The 21,472-nt window shown below is 34.3% G+C and carries 19 protein-coding genes, 4 pseudogenes and 1 riboswitch; of the genes and pseudogenes, 1 reads left to right on the plus strand and 22 read right to left on the minus strand.

The window, feature by feature from the left end:
- Positions 1-58: 58 nt before the first annotated feature.
- The 8 genes from MVE64_RS04310 to MVE64_RS04345 form a co-directional block, all read right to left on the minus strand.
- Positions 59-988, minus strand: coding sequence for a MerR family transcriptional regulator (locus MVE64_RS04310; protein WP_247344096.1), 930 nt, complete (start codon positions 986-988; stop codon positions 59-61).
- Positions 989-1,157: 169 nt separating this feature from the next.
- The gene (locus MVE64_RS04315) at positions 1,158-1,739 is read right to left on the minus strand and encodes a metallophosphoesterase (protein ID WP_345740759.1); all 582 of its coding nucleotides are present in this window, start codon (positions 1,737-1,739) and stop codon (positions 1,158-1,160) included.
- A 278-nt stretch (positions 1,740-2,017) separates the two neighbouring features.
- Positions 2,018-2,341, minus strand: coding sequence for a DUF2663 family protein (locus MVE64_RS04320; protein WP_247346951.1), 324 nt, complete (start codon positions 2,339-2,341; stop codon positions 2,018-2,020).
- Positions 2,332-2,478, minus strand: a complete 147-nt coding sequence (locus MVE64_RS04325; protein ID WP_247344099.1) for a hypothetical protein — start codon at positions 2,476-2,478, stop codon at positions 2,332-2,334. Before MVE64_RS04325 ends, MVE64_RS04320 begins: the two co-directional genes overlap by 10 nt.
- Before the next feature lie 79 nt (positions 2,479-2,557).
- On the minus strand, positions 2,558-3,217 hold the full coding sequence (locus MVE64_RS04330; protein ID WP_247344101.1) for a LysM peptidoglycan-binding domain-containing protein: 660 nt from the start codon (positions 3,215-3,217) through the stop codon (positions 2,558-2,560).
- Complete coding sequence (locus MVE64_RS04335) at positions 3,214-3,807, minus strand: CPBP family intramembrane glutamic endopeptidase (protein ID WP_098796189.1); 594 nt, start codon at positions 3,805-3,807, stop codon at positions 3,214-3,216. Before MVE64_RS04335 ends, MVE64_RS04330 begins: the two co-directional genes overlap by 4 nt.
- A 3-nt stretch (positions 3,808-3,810) precedes the next feature.
- Positions 3,811-5,298, minus strand: a complete 1,488-nt coding sequence (locus MVE64_RS04340; RefSeq protein WP_247346952.1) for a RecQ family ATP-dependent DNA helicase — start codon at positions 5,296-5,298, stop codon at positions 3,811-3,813.
- Complete coding sequence (locus MVE64_RS04345; RefSeq protein ID WP_247344104.1) at positions 5,286-6,359, minus strand: YpbB family protein; 1,074 nt, start codon at positions 6,357-6,359, stop codon at positions 5,286-5,288. The genes MVE64_RS04340 and MVE64_RS04345 overlap by 13 nt, the downstream gene beginning before the upstream one ends.
- Positions 6,360-6,636: 277 nt before the next feature.
- Here MVE64_RS04345 and MVE64_RS04350 point away from each other — a divergent pair, with 277 nt between their 5' ends.
- Entirely contained in the window at positions 6,637-6,885 is a 249-nt protein-coding gene (locus MVE64_RS04350; protein ID WP_098796186.1) for a ferredoxin, read from the plus strand.
- A 40-nt stretch (positions 6,886-6,925) separates the two neighbouring features.
- Here the strand turns inward: MVE64_RS04350 and MVE64_RS04355 are convergent, their stop codons facing one another.
- From MVE64_RS04355 to MVE64_RS04420, 14 genes and pseudogenes are all read right to left on the minus strand, one after another.
- Positions 6,926-7,513 (minus strand): ECF transporter S component, encoded by a 588-nt coding sequence (locus MVE64_RS04355; RefSeq protein ID WP_247344107.1) that lies wholly within the window; start codon positions 7,511-7,513, stop codon positions 6,926-6,928.
- A gap of 185 nt (positions 7,514-7,698) precedes the next feature.
- Positions 7,699-7,834, minus strand: a riboswitch (FMN riboswitch).
- A gap of 336 nt (positions 7,835-8,170) precedes the next feature.
- Positions 8,171-8,896, minus strand: a pseudogene (locus MVE64_RS04360) (peptidoglycan DD-metalloendopeptidase family protein); the annotation flags it as partial.
- 219 nt (positions 8,897-9,115) lie between these two features.
- Positions 9,116-10,348 (minus strand): hypothetical protein, encoded by a 1,233-nt coding sequence (locus MVE64_RS04365; RefSeq protein WP_247344112.1) that lies wholly within the window; start codon positions 10,346-10,348, stop codon positions 9,116-9,118.
- Entirely contained in the window at positions 10,326-10,877 is a 552-nt protein-coding gene (gene sigX / locus MVE64_RS04370; RefSeq protein ID WP_247344115.1) for an RNA polymerase sigma factor SigX, read from the minus strand. Before sigX ends, MVE64_RS04365 begins: the two co-directional genes overlap by 23 nt.
- A gap of 337 nt (positions 10,878-11,214) precedes the next feature.
- A pseudogene (locus MVE64_RS04375) lies at positions 11,215-11,804 on the minus strand (cob(I)yrinic acid a,c-diamide adenosyltransferase).
- Between the two features lie 124 nt (positions 11,805-11,928).
- A complete protein-coding gene (locus MVE64_RS04380; protein ID WP_247344117.1) occupies positions 11,929-13,728 on the minus strand; it encodes an ATP-binding protein in 1,800 nt (599 codons plus the stop codon).
- Positions 13,725-14,446, minus strand: a pseudogene (locus MVE64_RS04385) (response regulator transcription factor). Before MVE64_RS04385 ends, MVE64_RS04380 begins: the two are co-directional and overlap by 4 nt.
- A gap of 176 nt (positions 14,447-14,622) precedes the next feature.
- A pseudogene (ccsB, locus tag MVE64_RS04390) lies at positions 14,623-15,800 on the minus strand (c-type cytochrome biogenesis protein CcsB).
- A gap of 19 nt (positions 15,801-15,819) precedes the next feature.
- Complete coding sequence (resB, locus tag MVE64_RS04395) at positions 15,820-17,442, minus strand: cytochrome c biogenesis protein ResB (RefSeq protein WP_247344119.1); 1,623 nt, start codon at positions 17,440-17,442, stop codon at positions 15,820-15,822.
- A 17-nt stretch (positions 17,443-17,459) separates the two neighbouring features.
- Positions 17,460-17,981 (minus strand): thiol-disulfide oxidoreductase ResA, encoded by a 522-nt coding sequence (gene resA, locus MVE64_RS04400; protein ID WP_247344121.1) that lies wholly within the window; start codon positions 17,979-17,981, stop codon positions 17,460-17,462.
- 94 nt (positions 17,982-18,075) lie between these two features.
- A complete protein-coding gene (rluB, locus tag MVE64_RS04405) occupies positions 18,076-18,807 on the minus strand; it encodes a 23S rRNA pseudouridine(2605) synthase RluB (protein ID WP_247344124.1) in 732 nt (243 codons plus the stop codon).
- Between the two features lie 300 nt (positions 18,808-19,107).
- On the minus strand, positions 19,108-19,638 hold the full coding sequence (locus MVE64_RS04410) for a spore maturation protein (RefSeq protein WP_098797218.1): 531 nt from the start codon (positions 19,636-19,638) through the stop codon (positions 19,108-19,110).
- A 6-nt stretch (positions 19,639-19,644) separates the two neighbouring features.
- Entirely contained in the window at positions 19,645-20,232 is a 588-nt protein-coding gene (locus MVE64_RS04415) for a nucleoside recognition domain-containing protein (protein WP_247344126.1), read from the minus strand.
- Complete coding sequence (locus tag MVE64_RS04420) at positions 20,232-21,374, minus strand: D-alanyl-D-alanine carboxypeptidase family protein (protein WP_379051559.1); 1,143 nt, start codon at positions 21,372-21,374, stop codon at positions 20,232-20,234. Before MVE64_RS04420 ends, MVE64_RS04415 begins: the two co-directional genes overlap by 1 nt.
- Positions 21,375-21,472 lie beyond the last annotated feature (98 nt).

Consider the following 21,472-nt stretch of genomic DNA (forward strand, 5'->3'; position numbering starts at 1 on the left):
AGATGGTTCTAATATTTTTTACAGTTTACACTCTTCAGCAGATTTAGACAAGAAATAACTATTGATTTTTCATACCTAATCTATCCCTTAGCCAAGATTCCCAGTGTTGTTTATCCTCTCCAAGTAAAAAGCTTGCATAAGGTTCAAGGATTTGCGGAGTTACCTTTGAGAAAGCTTTTCCTCCTAAACCAATTTGAAGGTTATCAAATTTTAAAGAAAGTTCATCTACAAGCTCCAACGTTTTTTTCACATTTCTTACTAAAGTACAAGATAAAAACAAAAATTCCGGCTTAACTTCATTAAGAACAATATCAATATCTCCCTCAGCAATACTTGCTCCTAAATAGATCACTTCAAAACCTTTTCTTCTTAAAAATAATGTAAAAATTAAAAGACCTAATTCATGTGATTCTTCCGGTCCGCATACCCCTATTACTTTAGGTAACAAACCATCTACAGGTAATGTATGCAAAATCATACCTATTCGCGAACGTAAAAAAGATGATGCAAAGTGTTCATGTGCTGAAGTTATCTTTCCATTTTCCCATTTGTCCCCGATTTTCACTAACAAAGTACCTAATATTTCAATTACTACTTTGTCAACTGAATATAGGCTGAATGCTTTATTTAGAAGATCATGTGCTTTGCTTTCATCAAATTTTAAGAGAGCATAAAGTAATTCCTCCATTAAATCTTCAGAGTAATCAACCTGTTCTCCATCTGTTTTCAACTCAACTTGATCGTTAATAGATGCCTGGTTCGTTTCTAATAAGTTGACCGCTTGACTGATCGTAAAGCCCTTATCCACTTTTGTAATAAGCCACTTTAAAATTTTTATATGCTCCTCTGTATATAAACGGTGACCTGATTCATTCCTAATAGGCGCAATCATATTATATCTTCGTTCCCAGGCCCGTAATGTTCCAGCTTGAATTCCAAGCATTTTTGAGACAGCCTTTATATTATATTTGCCTTCATGATTCGACATGGTAAATCCCCCAATATGTACTTATATAGAAATTATATAAGATAGATCAACTTGTGTAAACTTTGTATAACAAATGAATAAACCATGCTCAATATTCAGCATGGTTTTGTAAAGATGATTCGTATCCCATATTCTCTAAAATTTGTGGATTATCACATGTGAATTTATTCTATTTCGACGATAATACAAGATAATTTGCCTCAGCCGGTGCTCCTAATCTTAAAGGTAAAGAAGTTGTACCATATCCATTGCTCACTAATAGAACAGTGTTTTCAAGGTAGTGCAGCTTTCCTTTTTCATATAAACCAAGACCTAAAAACCTTATTTGTCCACCATGAGTATGTCCACTTAAAATGATAGAAATACCATCTTTTGGATGAACCTTTTTTTGTATGTCAGGGTTGTGGCTTATTAGGATCTTGAATTCAGATGGTGAAGTATGTTCTAAGGCATGATGTAGCTTGTCTCTTCTTTTACTAGTATCCTCTACTCCCACTAAAGTAATTTTCTCTCCATTTGCTGAAGTAAAAGATGTTGAAGAATTATTAAGGATTGTAATATTATGTTTCAAAAGCAGTGCTTCAAGCTCATTTTTACCTACTTCATAATCATTATTGCCAAACACAAAAAAGGTAGGACCTAATTTCCTTAACAATTTAATATTTTCTTCAACTCTAGAAAATGGTACTCCTGATTCTGTCAAGTCACCACCTATAATTACGAGATCAACTTTTTCTGGTATTTTTTCCAATAAATGTGTAGAAATTCTTCTTCTATGAATATCAGAAATAAAAAAATTGAAAGTGATCCAACACTTTTTGGAAAAGTGTTAAATTTTATATGATGCTTTGTTAAACGATTCTTTCTAGCTTCTATAAACATAAAAAGTAACAACACAAGAATTCCTAGGAAAAAACTGACTACAATTATTAACAGTTCAATCACCTCTATATACACTTAAAACAATAAAGAAACTCTTTTATTATAACAAAAAACCCTTTCTTTCCAAAATAAGAAAGAAGGGGTCATTTACTTGCTTTCATGAAACAAGTTTATGTCAAATTCCGATTTCATCATTTTAAATACTTCATGTCTGTTTTGCCATTGAGTTGGCTGTGGCCAGAGTTCAGCACTTTTCCTAATAACTTCACATCTTAAATTTTGGTATTCAGTTTCTGCTTTATCTTCCTTTTTCTTAAAATATTGTGCTGTTGCATAACCACCTACAATGAGTAAGACAAAAAAGATATTCATTTCGCCGTCAAATAATAAGTGAAAGAAAGCATCAGCCTGCCCGCCAGTTGGTTTAATAATAAACACATAAAGGTACGCTATAAAGCCCATTAGCAAAATGAAAGTAACAAACTGTGCTCGAAAACACTTGAGTTTATACTTTTCAAATTTCCTTTTTTCTCGACTAAATTGTCAAGCATTTGTTTTGTTGGTTCGTCAGTATGATTCTTTAATTGCTGAATTTTTATTTCAATCATGGTCACGCCCTCTCATCCAACAATACATTTCGGTTACTATATTGTATGAGGTCGTCCACAACGTTATGAAGCAAATATGCTACTTAATAGGGATTTTTAAAACCTGCCCTTCATAAATTTCATTTCCCTTTATTCCATTATAGGTACGGATCGTTTCCATCCCAGCTTTACTGTTGTAATACTTGATAGCAATAGTAAAAATGGTTTCTCCACCTGCTACCTTATGTGTTTTGATTTCCTTATACTCTTCTTCATCACTAGTTTGCTCGCTGTTCTCTTGTGAAGACTCCTCAGCTATCTGATCTTTTTGCTCTACTTGTACTTCATTCTCACTGTTAGAAGTATTAGGTGACACCATTTCTTCACTTTCTAGATCAGATGTATCTTGTTTTTCTTCGATTGAGTCACTACTAGTTACTTCTTCTGACTCACTAGTAGACTCCTGACCATTTGAAATAAACACTGTATCTTCCCCAACAATTTGATCACCTTGAGTTGTTTGAGCATTCTTTTCATTAAAATATAAGTTCATAGATAAAATGAATATGGGGAGTAGAATAAAAAATAAAGCTAAAAGTCTGATTACAGGATATTTCATTTTCACCTTAGCTTTTTTCGACTTCTGATCTTTATGAACTTCACTCCGAGGCGGATAATCACCATGTTCCTGTTTATATTCATCAATCATTTTCGTACGTAATCCCTCTGCTTGATCTGATTGTCTTTTTTGGTCGTTCATTTATTCTTTCCCCCTCTTACATATTGCCATCTAATTTGAATGGCAAAGACTAGATCAATTAAGTAATGAGCCAAAATGGTTGTAAAAAGGTTTGCTGTTAGTTCATAAACATACCCTAATAAAATACTTATAGAAATAACCATTAAAAATAATAGCCATTTTGAGAGGTATCGAAAATGTAGTATTGCAAAAATAATACTAGCAACCCATAGACCCAAATGTGTTTGAATAACCCCTCTAAATAATATTTCCTCTGACACCGCTATAACTGCAGTAAGAAAAAAGATATGTGGGATCGATCGCTTTTCAAAAATCTTCTCATTAATGCCACCATCATCAACAAGATCTTTTGGTGCCAATTTAAATACACTAAAATCCACAATTATCACCAATAAGGCTGTTCCGACCCCATATAAAATAAAATCAATGTCTCTAAAATGAAATAGTCCAAAAAAATCTTGTACATGATCAAAGAGAAAAAACCCAAAAATAATGGAAACACAAATAAGAAGAAATTGTGTAAAATATAAATTTTGTACGATTTGCTTATCTGTTAGTTGATTAATTAATTCATTTTGTTTTTTAAACAAGTTTTATTCACTCACCTTGCAAAAGATCAGCCTTAATTCTTCTTGCCAACTTCTATCATTCTCTTTTATTTTCAGGCTAGCTTCTGGAGTATATAAATCATAATTTATTCCACACACATCACAGCAGTTTTTTTGCTTATTTTCATATGCTTCATTGAAATAGGCGAGCAAATTTTTTCTTCTACATGTGTCGCCTGCTAGCCATTTGGACATATCTGTTAGTTTTTCATGCTTTAGAGCTACCCTTTTTTCTATTTCATACCAGATTGTAGCTGTTAAGTTTTCCGGTGAAACATTAGGTGTTCGATGTTTATAAAAGGCATTCTCAACATAACGCCATTGAGTTTCCGTTAACCCAAAAAGCTGCTGAATTTGTTCTAAAGTTACTTTTTCATGTTGGAGCATAAAATAAATTGTTTGCTGTAAAGCATCATAATTAGGAAATTCTGACTCAACGAGTGATTTCGGTATTTCATAGTCTGCATCTGTTACTAATGTAATGGCAACACTATCCTTACCATCCCGGCCTGCCCTACCTATTTCCTGCATATAAGATTCTAATTGTGATGGAAAATGAAAATGAAGGACAAATCTTATATTTTGTTTATTAATCCCCATACCGAACGCATTCGTACAGCATACAATCTGCAATTGATCATATAGAAACTGCTGTTGAATAAGAATTCTCTGTTCTTGTTCCATCCCACCATGATAATACGCAACATCCGTTAACCCTGAATCAATTAGTAGTTGTGCTACCCTTTCTGTCCATAATCTACTGGAGCAATAAATAATTCCCGGACCCTTTAAAGTGCGCACCAATTGGTGTACTCGATCAATTTTTTCTTCTAATGAATAACATCTTTCCACTGATATTCCAATGTTTGGTCGATTTATAGAAAATATAAATTTTTTGCAATTCGCACCTAGTCGAAGAATAAGATGGATATCTTCTAATACCTCTTTTGTTGCAGTAGCCGTTAACGCTAAACAAGGTGGATTTAAAAGTGCTTCTTTTATTTCACCGAGCTTAGAATAATCTGGTCTAAAGTCATGTCCCCATTGAGAAATACAATGAGCTTCATCAACAACAAATAGAGATATTCCAGCATTTTTTAAAGCATTTAATACATAATCATATTGAAGAATCTCTGGAGAAACATAGATATAGCGATACTTTCTTAATTCTTGTAGAATTTGCCTTCTTCTTATAAGTGAAATTGTACTGTTAAGGGCAACAACTCTTTTCTCTCCTCTTTTCTTAATTTGTTCTACCTGATCTTCCATTAAAGAAAGTAAAGGAGAGACAATCAATATCGGTCCTTTTAGAAAATAACCTGGAAGTTGATAACACAACGACTTCCCGCCACCCGTCGGGAGCATAGCGACTACATCATTTTCTTGAAGAACTGCTTCAATAATTTCCCGCTGACCTTCACGAAAGTGTTGTAATTGAAAGTGGGACTGTAACGCTTGTTCTAGCTTTTGGATGTTTCTCCCCTCCCGATGAGCGCATAAGTAAGTCTAATTTGAAAATAACTATATTCGTTATTTAATACTTCTCTCACTTTTTTTAACTGATGTGTTTTCAGCTTTGTGATTGCTCCCATAATTTTTTTGTAATCTTCCTCGTTCAAAAAAGCTGTTGGGATATATTGTTGATCATGTAATGTAATTTCGACAATATGGTCTTCAATTGTACTTTGCTTAAGTCTTCTAACTGTAGCAATTTCAGCAGGATCCAATCCTTGCAGTAAATATGACCTGGTAATTTTCGTTGAAGAGGTAAAACCTTCAATATGCCACTTATCTTCTAACATTTCGTTAAGTAACAAATATTTATTTTTGTTGGTTTGAAGAGACGTAATAATGGAATGAACAACATTCCAAAACAATAAGTACGTATAAATAGGATCCTCATCATGCTTATATGCAATCTGTTCAAAAGTTAATCCAATTTTTTGACTCGATGTTAATCTTTGAACAAAAATAGTGGCATCCTTACTTGATTGGGTATTCAATATATCCTTAAGTTCACTGTATATGCGATCAGCTAACTCATTATTAGAACGATCATGCTGTTTCAGAAATATTTTTACCCACTGTAAGTCTTCTTGATTTTTCGTTACAGGTAAGTAGTCTCTTTTTTCATAAGCATAATTTGATAATACTTGAACGAGAAGAGAAAGCCTCCTCCATAAAACTCTTCCAACGTCTCCATAATTCCAACCATTTAATTGCGAAGGAATTGGTTTATTCCCTAGGCTTTCTTTTAAAAATTCATTTCCTTCATTTGTCAGTCGAGACTTATTATCAGGTAGTTGCTCAATCAACCCATGTTTTAGAAGAGCATTCCATGTTTCATCGGTTTGTATTCTTGATAACTTCGGAAATAAGCTAAAAAGGAAAGTAACATTAAAAAGTTTGCCATCTTGAATTGTTTGTGAAGATTTTTTCCCATTAAGTAAATGATAAATAGCGGAGACAGTTCTTTCTCCATTAAATTGCTTTAAGCAAAAGAGCATGACAGTATGGAAATAATCTAGCTTCATTATACCACCCTACAATGTTTGACAATATTCGATTACCTTTCTATTTTAACAAATTTATGGACTTTCGTTTAGAAATTAATCAATTTATTGTTATCATAAGTAGGAAACTTAGGTGTGAGAACGATTATCAAAAGAGTTTTTTATTGAAATGTCAAAAAAACCGTTTTACAATACAAGATAGGCGTAACAGAGAAAATGAAGTTTTTCGATTAAGAATCACTCATTTTATCAGTTCTACCATATAATGTGGTATGATTTATATCAGGAGGTTTGTTTAATGGCAAAATATACAATAGTTGACAAGGATACATGCATTGCATGTGGAGCTTGTGGAGCGGCTGCACCAGACATTTATGATTACGATGATGAAGGTATCGCATTTGTTACCTTAGATGATAACCAAGGGGTTGTTGAAGTACCTGAAGCCCTTGAAGAAGATATGATGGATGCTTTCGAAGGTTGCCCAACAGATTCAATCAAAATTGCTGATGAAAAATTTGATGGAGATGCTCTAAAGTTTGAATAAAACGAAAAACCCCCTCTTAGGTTAAAGAGGGGGTTTTATCTTATAAAGATCTTGTATGGATTTGTAATTGATTAGTTAACCAAAATTTTAGTTTCGAAATAATAAGGAGGAATAGTAAGGTCATTAGTATTCCTTTTATAAAATTAAACGGCATAATGGAAGCAACAACCAATTGTTTAGTTGCCTCAGCGGTCATAGCCGGTGAATTTAAAAACAATGTATATGCAGGCATAATGACATAATAATTTAAGACGCTCATAACACTTGTCATAAGTAACGTTCCAATCACTAAGCCTATCAAAAGACCTTTTAATGATTTATAACGTCTAAACATGAACGAGGAGGGTAAAATAAATAAAGCCCCAGCTATAAAATTAGCTACCTGACCTACTGGCACACCAGTTGCACTCCCTTGGATTAAATAATGTAAGACGTTTTTTATCCCTTCCACCATTAAGCCTGCTGCTGGACCAAATACAATTGCTGCAATTAATGCAGGAGCATCACTAAAATCAATTTGCAAAAAGACAGGAAAACCGGGAAACGGAAAATCAAGCATCATTAGCACATACGCTATACTACTCAACATCCCAACTGTTACATGCTTTCTTACCTTACTTTGATTCATTTTTCTTCTCTCCCTTTTCTGATCGCACCCGAAAAAGAAGAAGCTCTTAGACTCTTTCATAAGTCATATTTAATAACTTATCAAAAAACCCTGGTTAATCATGATCCATTTGAATCATAATTAATCAGGGCGTTTTTTGCGAGTCTAAATAAACGTTTAAAAACAAACTTTTTAAACGTTTGAACCTCCATCTTCTCACATCCAGACTATACTGTCGGTTCTGGAGTCGCACCAGATCCTGCCATTATTACGGCTCGCGGACTTAGAAATACAAATTTCATCACCGCCGGTCGGGAATTGCACCCTGCCCCGAAGATTGATCATATTATTTTTTACAATATTATTATAATATGATGAGATCTTCTTGTATAGAAAGATGATTCAATGGAAGATAATCATTTTAAAAAACATTAAAAAGTTTTTATGAAATAATTCATTACGATTTATCAGAGTAAATCCACTTTTGCAAAGTTTACAAATATATATTTGCTTATCATTTCTTGCTTAAAATTAGGACTTGTTCCGGATATATAGTGTATTATTCATATCATTAGCACTTTTTATTTTTTCAGGACTAATGTTAAATTCCTTTGCAATGGATTGGATGGTATCACCAGGCTGAACAACGTACATATCTTTATTATTTAAATATAACGTTAACTGTTGATTTTGATAAATTGTTTCACCGTTAAGATCATTCCATTTCTGAAGGGACTTTATTGATACATCATACTCACTGGAAAGTCCCCAAAGAGTATCACCTTTACTTACCGTAATTACCTTTTTCTGCACTTCTTGTTCATTAGTTGTATTTTTCTTAGATTCTTCTTGTATTTGAATATGATCTTTATTTTCGTTTTCCTTCTTTTCTTGATTAGCATGTGCAGTATGAGATTCAAATACAAATAATGGATCTAATGCGTGTTCTTTTTCATACGTCCATTCACCTTCATGTAATTCAAAATGTAAATGTGTTCCTGTAGAAATTCCTGTGTTACCGATAATTCCTACTACTTGTCCCTTTTTAACAGTTTCACCTTCTTTAACGTTTCGTTTACTTAAATGAGCATAAACTGTTTCATAGCCTTCTGGATGTTCTATAAAAACAACGTTTCCATATGAATCTGAGTAATAAGATTTTGTTACTTTTCCAGCTGAAACAGATACAATCTCCTCACCCTCTGGAGCAGCAATATCTATTCCTTTATGTTTTCCATGTCGTGTTCCGAATGTATCTGTTATTGTCCCATTAACAGGTTGTACCCATTGATCTTCTAGCTCTTTTATGTATGATTTTGCCTGCACATGATTCTTGTCTATTACTAAGATCCCAATCATCGTACTCAATGTTAATAAAACTAAACTCATTCTTCTAACTAGCATTTTTCTCCTCCTGTTTCATTTTTTGGCTATATAGTTTTTAGTTAATAGCCATATCTATAAAATTTTCCGAGGAATTTCCTTTTTACATTAACCATATCTATAAAATTTACTCAATGGTCATTGTATAAAGGCCCGTCTTAAAAAAGAACATGTGTAGTATGTAACATTATTTTCCTAACTATACATAAAAAGAGACTCAAAATTTTGAGCCTCTTTTCCTTATTTAATCGGATTCGGTGAGTATGGCACCTCAATTGGGTTTGTAACATCCATAACACCAATTCTTTCTTCACTTATCCCATTAAATTTAACTGATTTATAACCAAAGTCTTTTGCGGTTAACAAGAGTGATTCTAACATCATAATACTTTGTTCGCTGTTTTCAATTTTTGTCTTATCATCAAATTCGATATTCAGTTGATGATCATTCTCTCTAATAGTAATCATTATATTATTTCCAATAGAAGGTGATAAATTGTATGCTGGTAATCCGTTCTTCATTAAATCAACTGCTTCACTCATGGTCTTCAATGGCTCAGGCGAAGGGACGAGCAGCTTTTTTGTACTCTCATCGTGTTGATAAATCAGGTAGGCTTTTTTCCTTAATTGAGGAATATCTATTTCGGTGACCAATCCTGAATTTCCGAATAAAATACCTTCCTTCCCATTTGTTGAAAGATGTGCCTTTTTCACACCAATCCAACGAAATGTTTCTTGAATTGTTTCCTTAAACATCACCTCTGCTGAAGAAGAAGTGATACCTTCCTCAACTTTATAATCAATATAAACTTCTGAAGGGTCTTCTTTTGTAGAAAGTTCCGAATTCTTAAGCTCAAAGGAAACTGGTCCTAACTCATCAAAGAAATCCTCGGGTATAAACTCAAGTATTCTCTCTAGTTTTTTTTCATTGTTATTTCCTTGTAAAGTAACTGGAATAACATTTTGAGCCATTTCATCAGTTAACCCAACTGTTACAGTTCTTTCAGGATTAATAGCATTTGTGACATAAGTGATGTTTTCTTCCTCTAACAATGTTTTCTCTTCCATGTTTTCTATATCAAGAGCGATGCTTTCATTTTGATTCTCAATTATTGTAGATTCATTTATGTTTTTTTCCTCTACTTCAGATGCTTCCGATGCTTTTGGTGATTCTGGTGCCTTTGCCATTTCATTTTTTGAGGTTTCTTCTGAAGATGTAGTGGCCATATCCATAGTGCTTTCCTCACTAGAGGAGGTGAAGCCATTAAATAAATATGGAGTCATAATCGCAAAGATCATAAGAGCTCCAACAGTTGCAATTGCAGGAGCAATCCAGGTTTTCGTTCTTTTTTTAGCACGTTGTTTATATTGTATCTGTTGATAAATTTGATCAGCAGTTCGTTTATCCTTGACAGAGGGTAACTGCTGTAAAAGCTGCTCAAGCTGGTCTTCATTCCACTCCCGTTTTCTCAATCGAAAGCCCCTCCTTTTCAGACAAATTGTTTATATGTTTTTGCAATTGCTTAATTGCACGGTGTTGTGTTGTTTTTACTTTACTCACAGTCCAACCTAATACCTCAGCTGTTTCCGTAATCGATAACTCTTGAATATATCGTAAAATTACGACACTACGTTGATCAATTGAACAAGTTTGTAACGCTCGGTATATCCATTGAACTTGCTCATTTTGAATAGCGACTTCATCAGGTAATGGTTGTTGTTCATCTTCAATCTGCTGTTTATCCCAATCAAATCGCTCTAGTATTCTTTGACGGATTGTTTTTTGTTTGCGAAACCAATCAATAGCCACATGTCTCGCAATAGAAATAAGCCATGTTTTTTCACTGCTTCTACCTTCAAATTTGTCATACGATTTTAATACACGAATATAAACTTCCTGAACAAGATCCTCTGCTTGTTCACGGCTTTTTACCATATAAAACAAAAATTGAAAAAGATCATGATGATATTTTTCATATAATTGTTGAAAGGTATCCTCCATGAATTACCCTCCGTTCATAAATATAGTCGTAAAGAACAATGTAAGGTTTCACCTAAAAGGTACGTAATTTAATTGAAATATTTATGTAATATTTGCCATAACTATCTTCTACTTTACCATGTTTTATAGAACTATTATATAGTTTATAATCGTATTCTCTTAAACTCCTAATTGCTATAAGTTCTTTATCATTTCAAAATCTAGTAGGGGTCTTTACCTTTTATTTCATCTATCTTTGACTCCCGGCTGATAAAGGCTCATGTTTTTCAAAAACAAAAAATCGCACGCTTAATAAGTAGCGTACGATTTTTTCCTATCCGTTATATTATATTAATCATTAAGAATCTTTTTTCTCTTTACTAGAAGTCTTCGTTTTAAACACAAGAGCACTTCGCTCATATTCAACATCCTTAACACTTAATCGATGATTGATTACCCTTGCAATTGCAAAAAAATAGTCCGACAATCGATTTAGATATTTTAATACGACTTCGTTTATTTCCATCTCTTTTTGTAATGAAACGGTGCACCTTTCTGCCCGTCTTGTGACAGTTCTTGCAATGTGAACAGCTGCTGCTGCAGGCTTCCACCTGGAAGAATGAATCGTTCTAATTCAGGGGCTTCCTTTACATAAGCATCAATGCGATTTTCTAAGAACTCAACCATTTCATTGTTTGCTTTATAAGGGTATTTTTCTTTCACAACGGCTAAATCCCCCCCACAATCAAACAACTCATGCTGGATTTTTTCAAGCTCTTGATATATATCATGAAAAAGAGGTTCTGTCAGATGTGTCATCGCTTGACCAACAAAGCAATTAGCTTCATCAATTGTCCCATAAGCTTCTACACGTAAATGATCTTTATCAACACGTCCTCCTATTATACTCGTTTTTCCACTATCACCTGTTTTTGTATATAAATTCATTTGTATCACTCTCCACATTTTTTAACTTACTATTATTAAACCATGTGTATGTTATAAGGTCTAATGAATATATGCTAAAAAACAAACAATCTTGTTTCTTATGAAACAAGATTGTTCGTCAGTATTATTCAGATTCTAGCTTTTTTCGAGGCAAAAAGAAACTAAATGTCGTACCTTCACCTATTTTGCTATGAACCGTTATTTTTCCTTGGTGTGCTTCAACAATGTTTTTAACAATCGCTAATCCAAGACCTGTACCAGCTCTTCCTCTTGTTCTTGCTTTGTCTGCCTTATAAAAGCGTTCAAATACAAATGGCAGATCTTCTTCAGGAATTCCACTTCCAGAATCTTGTACATCCATTGCTAAGCCATCTTTTTCTGATGTTACAGTTATTGATACAATTCCATTTTCATTCGTGTGACGAATGGCATTATCTATTAAGTTCGTAAGCACCTGCTCAATTCGATCTGGATCTATTACATAATTGGTTTCATTAAGATGAAGATCTGTTTGAAGATTAATCATTTTATCCTTAGCAGGACCTTGGAATTTTCGGCTTATTTTGTCAATAAACTGTGGTATAGATACTTCATCCAAATTCAAGGATATATGTCCTGCTTCCATTCTAGCCAAATCTAATAATTCGTTAACAAGTCTTCCCATTCGTAACGATTCGTCATATATAACTTGAGCAATTTCCTTTTTCTCATCTTCCGTACTTGCAATGTCATCAACGATGGCTTCACTATATCCTTGCAACATGCTAATAGGTGTTCTAAGCTCGTGACTAACGTTAGCAATGAAATCCTTTCGCAGCTTATCAAGTCGACGTTCTTCTGTCATGTCTCGTAGAACTGCAACAGCTCCTCTTACATATGATTGATTATATAAGGGTGTCATTAAAATAACCCAGCTTCTTCCTTGTATCATAATTTCAGTCATTTGTTCTTTTTCAGTGTTAACAACTCGTTGAAATAAACCTTTTGCTTCAGGTGGGAGCTCTTCATCATTTTTGACTAGCATTCCCTGCTCGTAATACCAGGCTTGTAAAAATCTTTCAGCAGGTGGGTTTGTTACTAAGATCGTACCATCAATATTTAAAGTGATGACACCATCAGCCATACTGCTTAAAATATTTGTTAAATGCTCTTTTTCCTGATTAAGAGCGTTAATATGAAACTTAAGCTGTTTTCCCATCTGATTAAAGGCTATTCCTAACTCCCCAATTTCATCGTTTGACATAATAGGAACTTTTGATTCAAATTTCCCTCTTGCCAGCTCCTGAGCTACCTCACGCATTTTTCTTAATGGATAGGTGATTCTTGTTGATAAGAAGAAGGCAAAAATAGTCGTTAAGATGATGGCAACTCCAGCGGCTAGGATAATATATTTTGTTGTCTCTTTTGTTGTTTCATGAACTGCTTGAAGAGATTGCGAAATATAGACTGCTCCTTTTTCAGTATCTGACACCTTATATGGAATACCAACAATTAGTACCTCTTCTTCACCGTTAGCAAAAACATCATTTGGAGAATCTAAATTTGTGCGTTTACTAATTTTCTTTCCTTCTGTAAGAGGTAACGATAATTCTTGATCATCCTCTATATCTTCAAATTCTAAATGAGGCAGATCTTCGTCTATGATAGGCGAGTTCCAGTAAGAATCTTTATCTTCAATAATTAAAATATGAGTTAATTCATCTGTTAATTCCCACGCTATTGATCTTGCTAAAGATTGATCCTCATGACTTTCCATTATGGCAGAAACCTTTGTACTTAATTGTTGTAATTCATTTTCCGCTTCATCCACATGATAATTCTCAATGAACTCCAGCATTAAAATCGTTAATACAAATAAAACAAAGGAAACGAGTAAAAGTATCGTTCCCCACAGTTTCCCTACTACACTTCTCCAGAGAATCATGTATGATTTACCTCAAATTTATACCCTACTCCCCACACCGTAACAATCATCTTTGCTGCCTCTGGAGAAACTTTACTCAACTTCTCTCTTAATCGTTTAACATGTGTATCCACTGTTCGTAAGTCACCAAAAAATTCATATTGCCATACTTCCTTCAATAACTTTTCCCGATCATACACTTTATCAGGAGTTTTAGCCAGAAAATACAATAATTCATATTCTTTAGGAGTTAAACTAACTTCATTTCCATCTGCAGTTACTCTATGTGCATCATGATCTATTGATAAATGAGGAAAAACGATTACATTTTTTGCTTTTGTTTCTGTTTTCAAATATGAAGTTTGAGAAGATCTTCTTAGTAATGCTTTTACCCTTAGAACAACTTCTCTCGGCTGAAAGGTTTTACAATATAATCGTCCACACCCGCTTCAAAGCCTTGTACTCTGTTTGCTTCTTCACCTTTTGCTGTTAACATAATAATCGGTGTTGCCTTTTTTTCACGTAATTGCTTGCATACCTCAACACCATCAATACCAGGCATCATTACATCTAACATAATTAAATCGTATTCATTGTTTAATGCTAATTCAAGCGCTTCATCACCGTTCTCAGCTTCTTCAATTTCATAATTTTCTCTTTCTAAATACATCCGTAAAAGTCGACGAATACGATCTTCATCATCAACGACTAAAATTCTGGCAAATTGGTTCTCTTCCATAATAAGAACCCTCCTTATAGGTATGTGTTTCAAATTTGGTATCTAATTATTATGTATGTACTAAGAGTATAACAAAAAGCCTTCACTGCAAAGAGTGAAGGCTTTATTAGCAGTGTTTATACTGATTGTATGTTTATAACTGATTATTTTGCTATTATTAAGCCAACTTAAAGCAATTATGCATATGAGTGTAAGCCTGCAATAACTAAGTTAACAAAGATCAAGTTAAACATTATGATCGCAAAACCTACAACTGCAAGCCAAGCTGATTTTTCTCCATGCCATCCTTTTGATAATCGAAGATGCAAATAAGCTGCGTAAAATAACCATGTTATAAAAGCCCCATACCTCTTTTGGATCCCAACCCCAAAACCTTGTCCAGGCAATCTGTTCCCCAAATCATCGCAAAGATAAGTGCACCAAGGGTAAACACTGGAAATCCAATTGCTACAGAGCGATATCCGATTTCATCAACAAGCTCAAGGTTCACATTTTTTGTGAATGGCTTTATCATTTGTCCGATGCGTTTTCGGAATATAAGTCGAACTAATCCATATAGAATTGTACCAACTATAACTGACCATATAACTGTGTTAAGTTTTACTGCAGAAATGATTGCAGGCATCTCAACTAATGGTTCAAACTTTCCATCTGTCACTAGTTCACCCTCATGCGGTCCTACTAATGCCGGTATCGTATAAGTCATAACAGCTTCTTGCTCATTTTTATCAATCCAATTAAAATCTGCTTGATAATCAAGACCTCTAAATGTACTTGTTATAATAATGAATCCTAAGGTTACAACAAGGACGTACATAATAGATTCCAACCAAAAGGTTTTCTTTGATGCTTTTGTTTGATCAACAACTGTCACAAGGTGAATAATTCCTGCCACAGCACTAATAGCTAGAATTGCTTGCCCTAAAGCAGCTGTTGTCACATGAATATATAACCAATGACTTTGTAGTGATGGGATAAGTGGATTTATATCCGTTGGAAACATACTACCGTATGCAATAATTAATACAACAATAGGTAGAGTAAATAAACCTAAAATTGCCACCCTATAAATAAAGAATAAGATAATAAAAGCAAGAACAAGCATCATACCAAAAGCTGTTGTAAATTCAAATAAGTTACTAACAGGTGCATGTCCTGATGCAATCCATCGTGTGATGAAGTAGCCTAGCTGTGATAGAAAACCTAAGATGGTTGCTGCAACGGCTGCAATTGTCCACTTACTTATTTTATCTGATTTATTTCTTTTATCACGAATGGAGCCACCGAACAAAAAGATTGCGACTAAATAGATAATAAAAGCAACCTCTAATAATGTACTACTTAATGCTGCCACAATTTCCCCTCCTTTAACATTATTCTTTTTCTTTCTGATCTTTAGGCATACTCAAAGTGGTATCTTCTACTAGACTTTTAAGCTCTTTAGATAGACCAAACCAATTTTTATTTGTATGACCGGCAACTAAAACTTTGTCATCTTCACGCTTTATCCAGATTCGTCGGTGATTCCAATACATCCCTTGAATGACACCGATCATAAAGATCGCTCCACCAATACCTAGTATCCATAGTGTTAAATCTTTTCGAACAGTCAGCGCTGTCAAATCTTTCGTTTCTATACCTTCAAATTTCATTTTAAATTTATTTTCGCCTGAAGGTTCAATTGTTTGCTGAATAGCTACAAAACTTGACTCTCCCTCAGGAGTCTCAGGAGTGAACATTTTGAAAACAAATGCTGGATTATCAGGTATTCTTGTTTTCGTTGCAGGAACGCCCTCTTCATCAAAATAGAAGTCTGGTAAATATGTTGAGATTTCAACTTTATATCCATTTCCTAAATCATATTCTGTTTGAGGATCTAAAAGATCTACCGTGATTTTTCCATAGCTTTTTTCTGTTTCTTTATCTATTAAACTAAATGTCATTTTATTTAGTTCATTTAGTTTATAGTCCACTTGATAAAGAGAAAATGATTCAAATTTCAACGGCTCATTTACTCTAATTTCTTCTTCCTTAACTTCTGTTAACTCAGGTGTTGCTCCGTGTACAATTTCCCCTTTTCTTTCATACAAGACAACATCTGATTGGAAATTTTTTACTACGCTACCGTCACCAACACGTGTAATTGCTTCTTCAAAAACTTCACTTTCTTTGTCTTTCTCGTAAACTTCCATAATAAAATCTTTGTTTTCAAGATAATAACGACCTTCTGTACCAGGAATAACCGCTGTTTCCCCTTCTCTAACCCAAAGTACCTCATCAACATACATTCCTGGAACAAAACGAAGCATTGCACCAAATAAAAAGAGTATTAGCCCACAATGATTCACATAGGGACCCCATCTTGAGAATCGGCCTTTTTCAGCTAAAATATTTCCGTTTTCCACCCGAACACGATAGCGCTTTGAAGTTAGGCGTTTCTTTAGTAAGTCTACATCATATTCATTTGTCGCTGTGGAAGAATACAGTCTTTGGCGTTTCATAAATGAGGAATGTCTTGTAACCCCTTGCTTTTTTAACGCTTTGTATAAAGGAACAAAGCGGTCTAAGCTGGCTATTACTAAGGAAATCCCTATTGATGCTACTAAGATCATGTACCACCATGATCCGTATAAATTATGAAAACCTAATTCATAATAGATTTGGCCAAGAAAGCCATATTCATCTTTATAAAACTCACTCGCTGTAACAGATGGCGGGATGTACATCTCCTGCGGAAACACAGTTCCTAACGCAGAAGCTAATAGGGTTAAGAATATTAACCACACACCTACCTTTACAGAGGAAAAGAAGTTCCAAATTTTATCGACAAATGTTTTTTTATAGGTTTGAGAGCGTCTTGCAGACCCTTCGTATTTCATATCCAATAGTTTTTTATCTTCTTTTTTCTCTTTTTCTCCTATTGGATTACCACAAGATTCACATAATAGAGTTCCTTCCGGATTTGCATGACCACACTCACATGTTACCTTATTCATGCTGAAAACTCCCCATTTTAAGGTTTTATCTTTTCCATATAATCTCTAATCATTCTTTCTGTTAAGGTTCCTGAAGTAATATCGACTACAACTCCATCAGGATTAATTAAGAAGGTTGTTGGTAATGGTCCAACTCCATAAGCGTTTAATACTTGACGATCTTTGTCAAGGGGAATTGGGAAAGATAAGTCATGTTTGTTTACGAAGCTCTGAACAGCAACGTTTGACTCAGCAATGTTTACAGCTAACACCTCTACACCCTGATCCTTATAATAATCATATTGGTTGTCCATATATGGCATTTCTCGCTCACATGGCTTGCACCATGTTCCCCAGAAGTTTAAGAACACTCCTTTTCCTTTGTAATCAGAAAGTTGATGCTCTTTTCCTTCTAAATCTACTAAGACAAAATCAGGAGCCTTTGAACCGACCTTTACCTTTTCTTTACTAACAAAAAAGTTTGAATATAGCGTATATCCCAATGCACCAATTAATAAAATTAATATGATAGAGCGCATAAGTAAACGTTTTTTCTTCATTTACATACTCCCCTACTATTCCAACATTCTAGGTCATTATATCACTATCCAATTACACGATATGATCAATTTTTTGAAGTTTATGTGAAAATTACTATGCCTGTTTTCCATGCTGTGCAAGAGCTCGAAGCTGTTTTACTTCGTGTGGAGTCAGTTCCCTAGAATCACCTGTTGCAAGTCCACTTAAATTTAAAAAGGCAAATCTTTCTCTTTTTAGTTTCATTACCGGATGACCAATCGCTTCAAGCATACGTCTTACTTGACGATTTCGTCCTTCATGGATTTTTAATTCTACAATACATGTTCCCTTCTTTTTATCAACAGATAATACTTTCACATGTGCAGGCGCTGTTTTCCCATCTTCAAGATGAATACCTCGCTCAAGCTGACGAACCTTTTCTCTTGTTGGGATTCCTTTTACTTTTGCAACATAAGATTTCTCTACCTCATATTTTGGATGCATTAATATATTGGCAAACTCACCATCATTTGTTAATAAAAGGACTCCAGATGTGTCATAGTCCAGTCTACCGATTGGGTAGATTCTCTGTTTTATGTAAGGGAAAAAGTCTGTAACAACCTTTCTACCTTTATCATCCTTAACAGCTGAAATAACACCAGTTGGTTTATAAAGAAGTAAATAAACTGGTTCTTCCCGCTCTAGTGGAATACCTTCAACTTCTACTCGGTCTTGATCTGTAACTTTAATTCCAAGTTCCTTCACAACTTTCCCGTTCACTTTTACTTTTCCTTCTAAAATTAATTCCTCAGCCTTACGTCTAGAAGCTATACCAGCATGAGCAATTACTTTTTGTAAGCGTTCCATCTCTTTCACCTCGATAACATATTACTGCTTTCTATGTATTTTCACAAGTTACGACCATTAGGATGCTCGGTTTAAGTTATTTTTTATTCCTAAAAAAACCATAGTTAATAATAACAAGCTAAAATAATAGATACATCAGTTTCAAACCTGTTCGACAAAATTTTGCTTTATCATCATACCATAATTTCTATAGCATGTAGTAATGACTCATTTAAATTTCTTTCATTCGATCTATAAAAACATATACTGTCTAATTGTACGAAAAAAGGAACTTGGACTAAGCCAAGTTCCCAGTAAATTCTATGCAAATAACAATGTGACAATCACGATTGCTGCTATAATTCCAACGAGATCTGCAAGTAATCCTACCTTTAATGCATCTCCCATCTTTCTAATTCCTACTGCTCCAAAATAGACCGTTAAAACATATAAAGTCGTGTCAGTACTTCCTTGCATGGTTGCAGCTAACATTCCGATAAAAGAATCTGGCCCATATGTTGCAATAATATCGGAAGTTAATCCAAGTGCAGCTGTACCAGATATCGGTCTAATAAATGCTAAAGGCACTATTTCTGCAGGTATATTTAACAGCTCTAATGCAGGCTTCATAAAATTCATAAGAAACTCTAAAGCACCCGAAGCTCTAAATACAGAAATTGCGACTAACATCCCTACAAGGTAAGGTATGATCGAAAAGGAAATAGTAATTCCTTCTTTACCGCCTTCAACAAAAGATTCGTAAGTGGGCACCTTCTTTAAAGTACCGTAAATAAGAATAAAACCAATAATAACAGGTATAATCCATAATGAAATGACTCCTATAATCCCCAAGTTCGATCACCCTTTTCTATTTCTCCTGTAATAAAAGAATCGATCTATCATGATTGCCCCGACAGTTGATAGAAATGTTGCAATTAAAGTTGGTCCTACTATACTGGTTGGTGACGATGAGCCATAGGTCATCATAATGGCAATGACTGTAGTTGGAATTAAGGTTAAGCTTGAAGTATTAATGGCTAAAAAGGTAATCATCGAACGACTAGCTTTGTCAGATCCTCCATTTAATACTTTTAGCTGTTCCATCGCTTTAATACCAAGCGGTGTTGCCGCATTACCCAGTCCAAAAAGGTTCGCCATCATATTTGAGAGCATATAGCCCATAGCAGGATGATCCGGTGGTACTTCTGGAAACAACCTTGTCACAATCGGCTTAAACAAATTACCTAGTTTTTCTAATAATCCAGCTTCTTCAGCAACCTTCATTAAACCAAGCCAAAATACCAACACACTAATGAATCCAATTGAAATAGTGACTGCCTCTTTTCCACCTTTAAAAATTGCTTCGTTAACTTCATCCATCGTTCCATTAAACATGGCAAAAACGATCCCAATAACCGTTAATAACACCCATATTAAATTAACCATTAGCTAACACCTGTTATTGCAAAAAATAAGTTTTTAAAAAGATCCCAAAATGAGCCTTTAGGTTTTTCGACCTTTCCATTATCAAAATAAATCGGGATGTCAGCTATCTCTCTCTCTTCAACTTTGACAGATAGTTCTCCTACTACATTCGGAACTTTTTCAAGGTCTTCCCATTCTTCTTGTGGTTTTTGCAATGAAATATTAATTCGAACGTTTTCTTGCTCTTCTTTTGTAAGCGGATAAAGTACATCTCGGTTTATAAAGACTTTATCATCATAAAATTCATTTTCTATATTACTAAGTGTACCTTGATGCTTTAGATTAACTAACTCATAGTTATTAAATGCATAGTTATGAAGATTCATATGATCTTTCCAATCATCCGGATCATTTAGTGTTACCACAATCGTTTCCATTCCGCCCTTTGATGCAGTTGAAACCAACGTTCTTTTTGCTCTAACTGTATAACCCGTTTTACCACCTGTACTATATTTATAAAGGCTAGTTAACAATTTATTTTTGTTATGCCATACTCTGTCCCATTTTTCATTAGGATTAGGAGCTTTATGAGTTTCAGTCCCAGAAATTTCTTGATAAGTCTCATTTTTCATTGCATATTGAGTTAGAATGGCCATATCATATGCTGTTGAATAATGATTTTCATGATCATCAAGTCCATGAGGGTTAGCAAATTCAGTATTTGACATCCCAATTTCTTCTGCTTTTTGGTTCATCATGACAACAAACCCCTCTAGACTACCACCTACATGTTCAGCAATAGCGACTGCTGCATCATTTCCAGAACGTAGCATCAGTCCATAAACTAAATCTTCCAGTTTAATTTTTTCACCCTTTTGTAAATATACTGATGACCCCTCAGCTCGAATGGCTTGTTCACTAACTGTTGCCATTTCATTTAGTTTTCCAGACTCTATGGCAAGAATGGCTGTCATGATTTTTGTAATACTAGCAATACGCATTTTTTTATGTGCTTGCTTTTCATAAAGAATTCTTCCAGATTCCTGCTCTATTAATATGGCAGTTTGAGCACTAACACCAACAGCAGATGTTTGCTTAGGAACGATTCCCATTAACAAAAATATGATGATAAAACCTGCTGTCACTTTCTTAATATGCGGCATAATACATCCACGTCCCCTTACTCGTTCGTTTTGTACAAGTTTATGCACGTGGACAAAGCTTATGAATGAAAATTTGTAAAAACAAAGGCTTTCACTAA

Source organism: Metabacillus endolithicus (assembly GCF_023078335.1).
GTDB classification, from domain to species: Bacteria; Bacillota; Bacilli; order Bacillales; family Bacillaceae; genus Metabacillus; species Metabacillus endolithicus.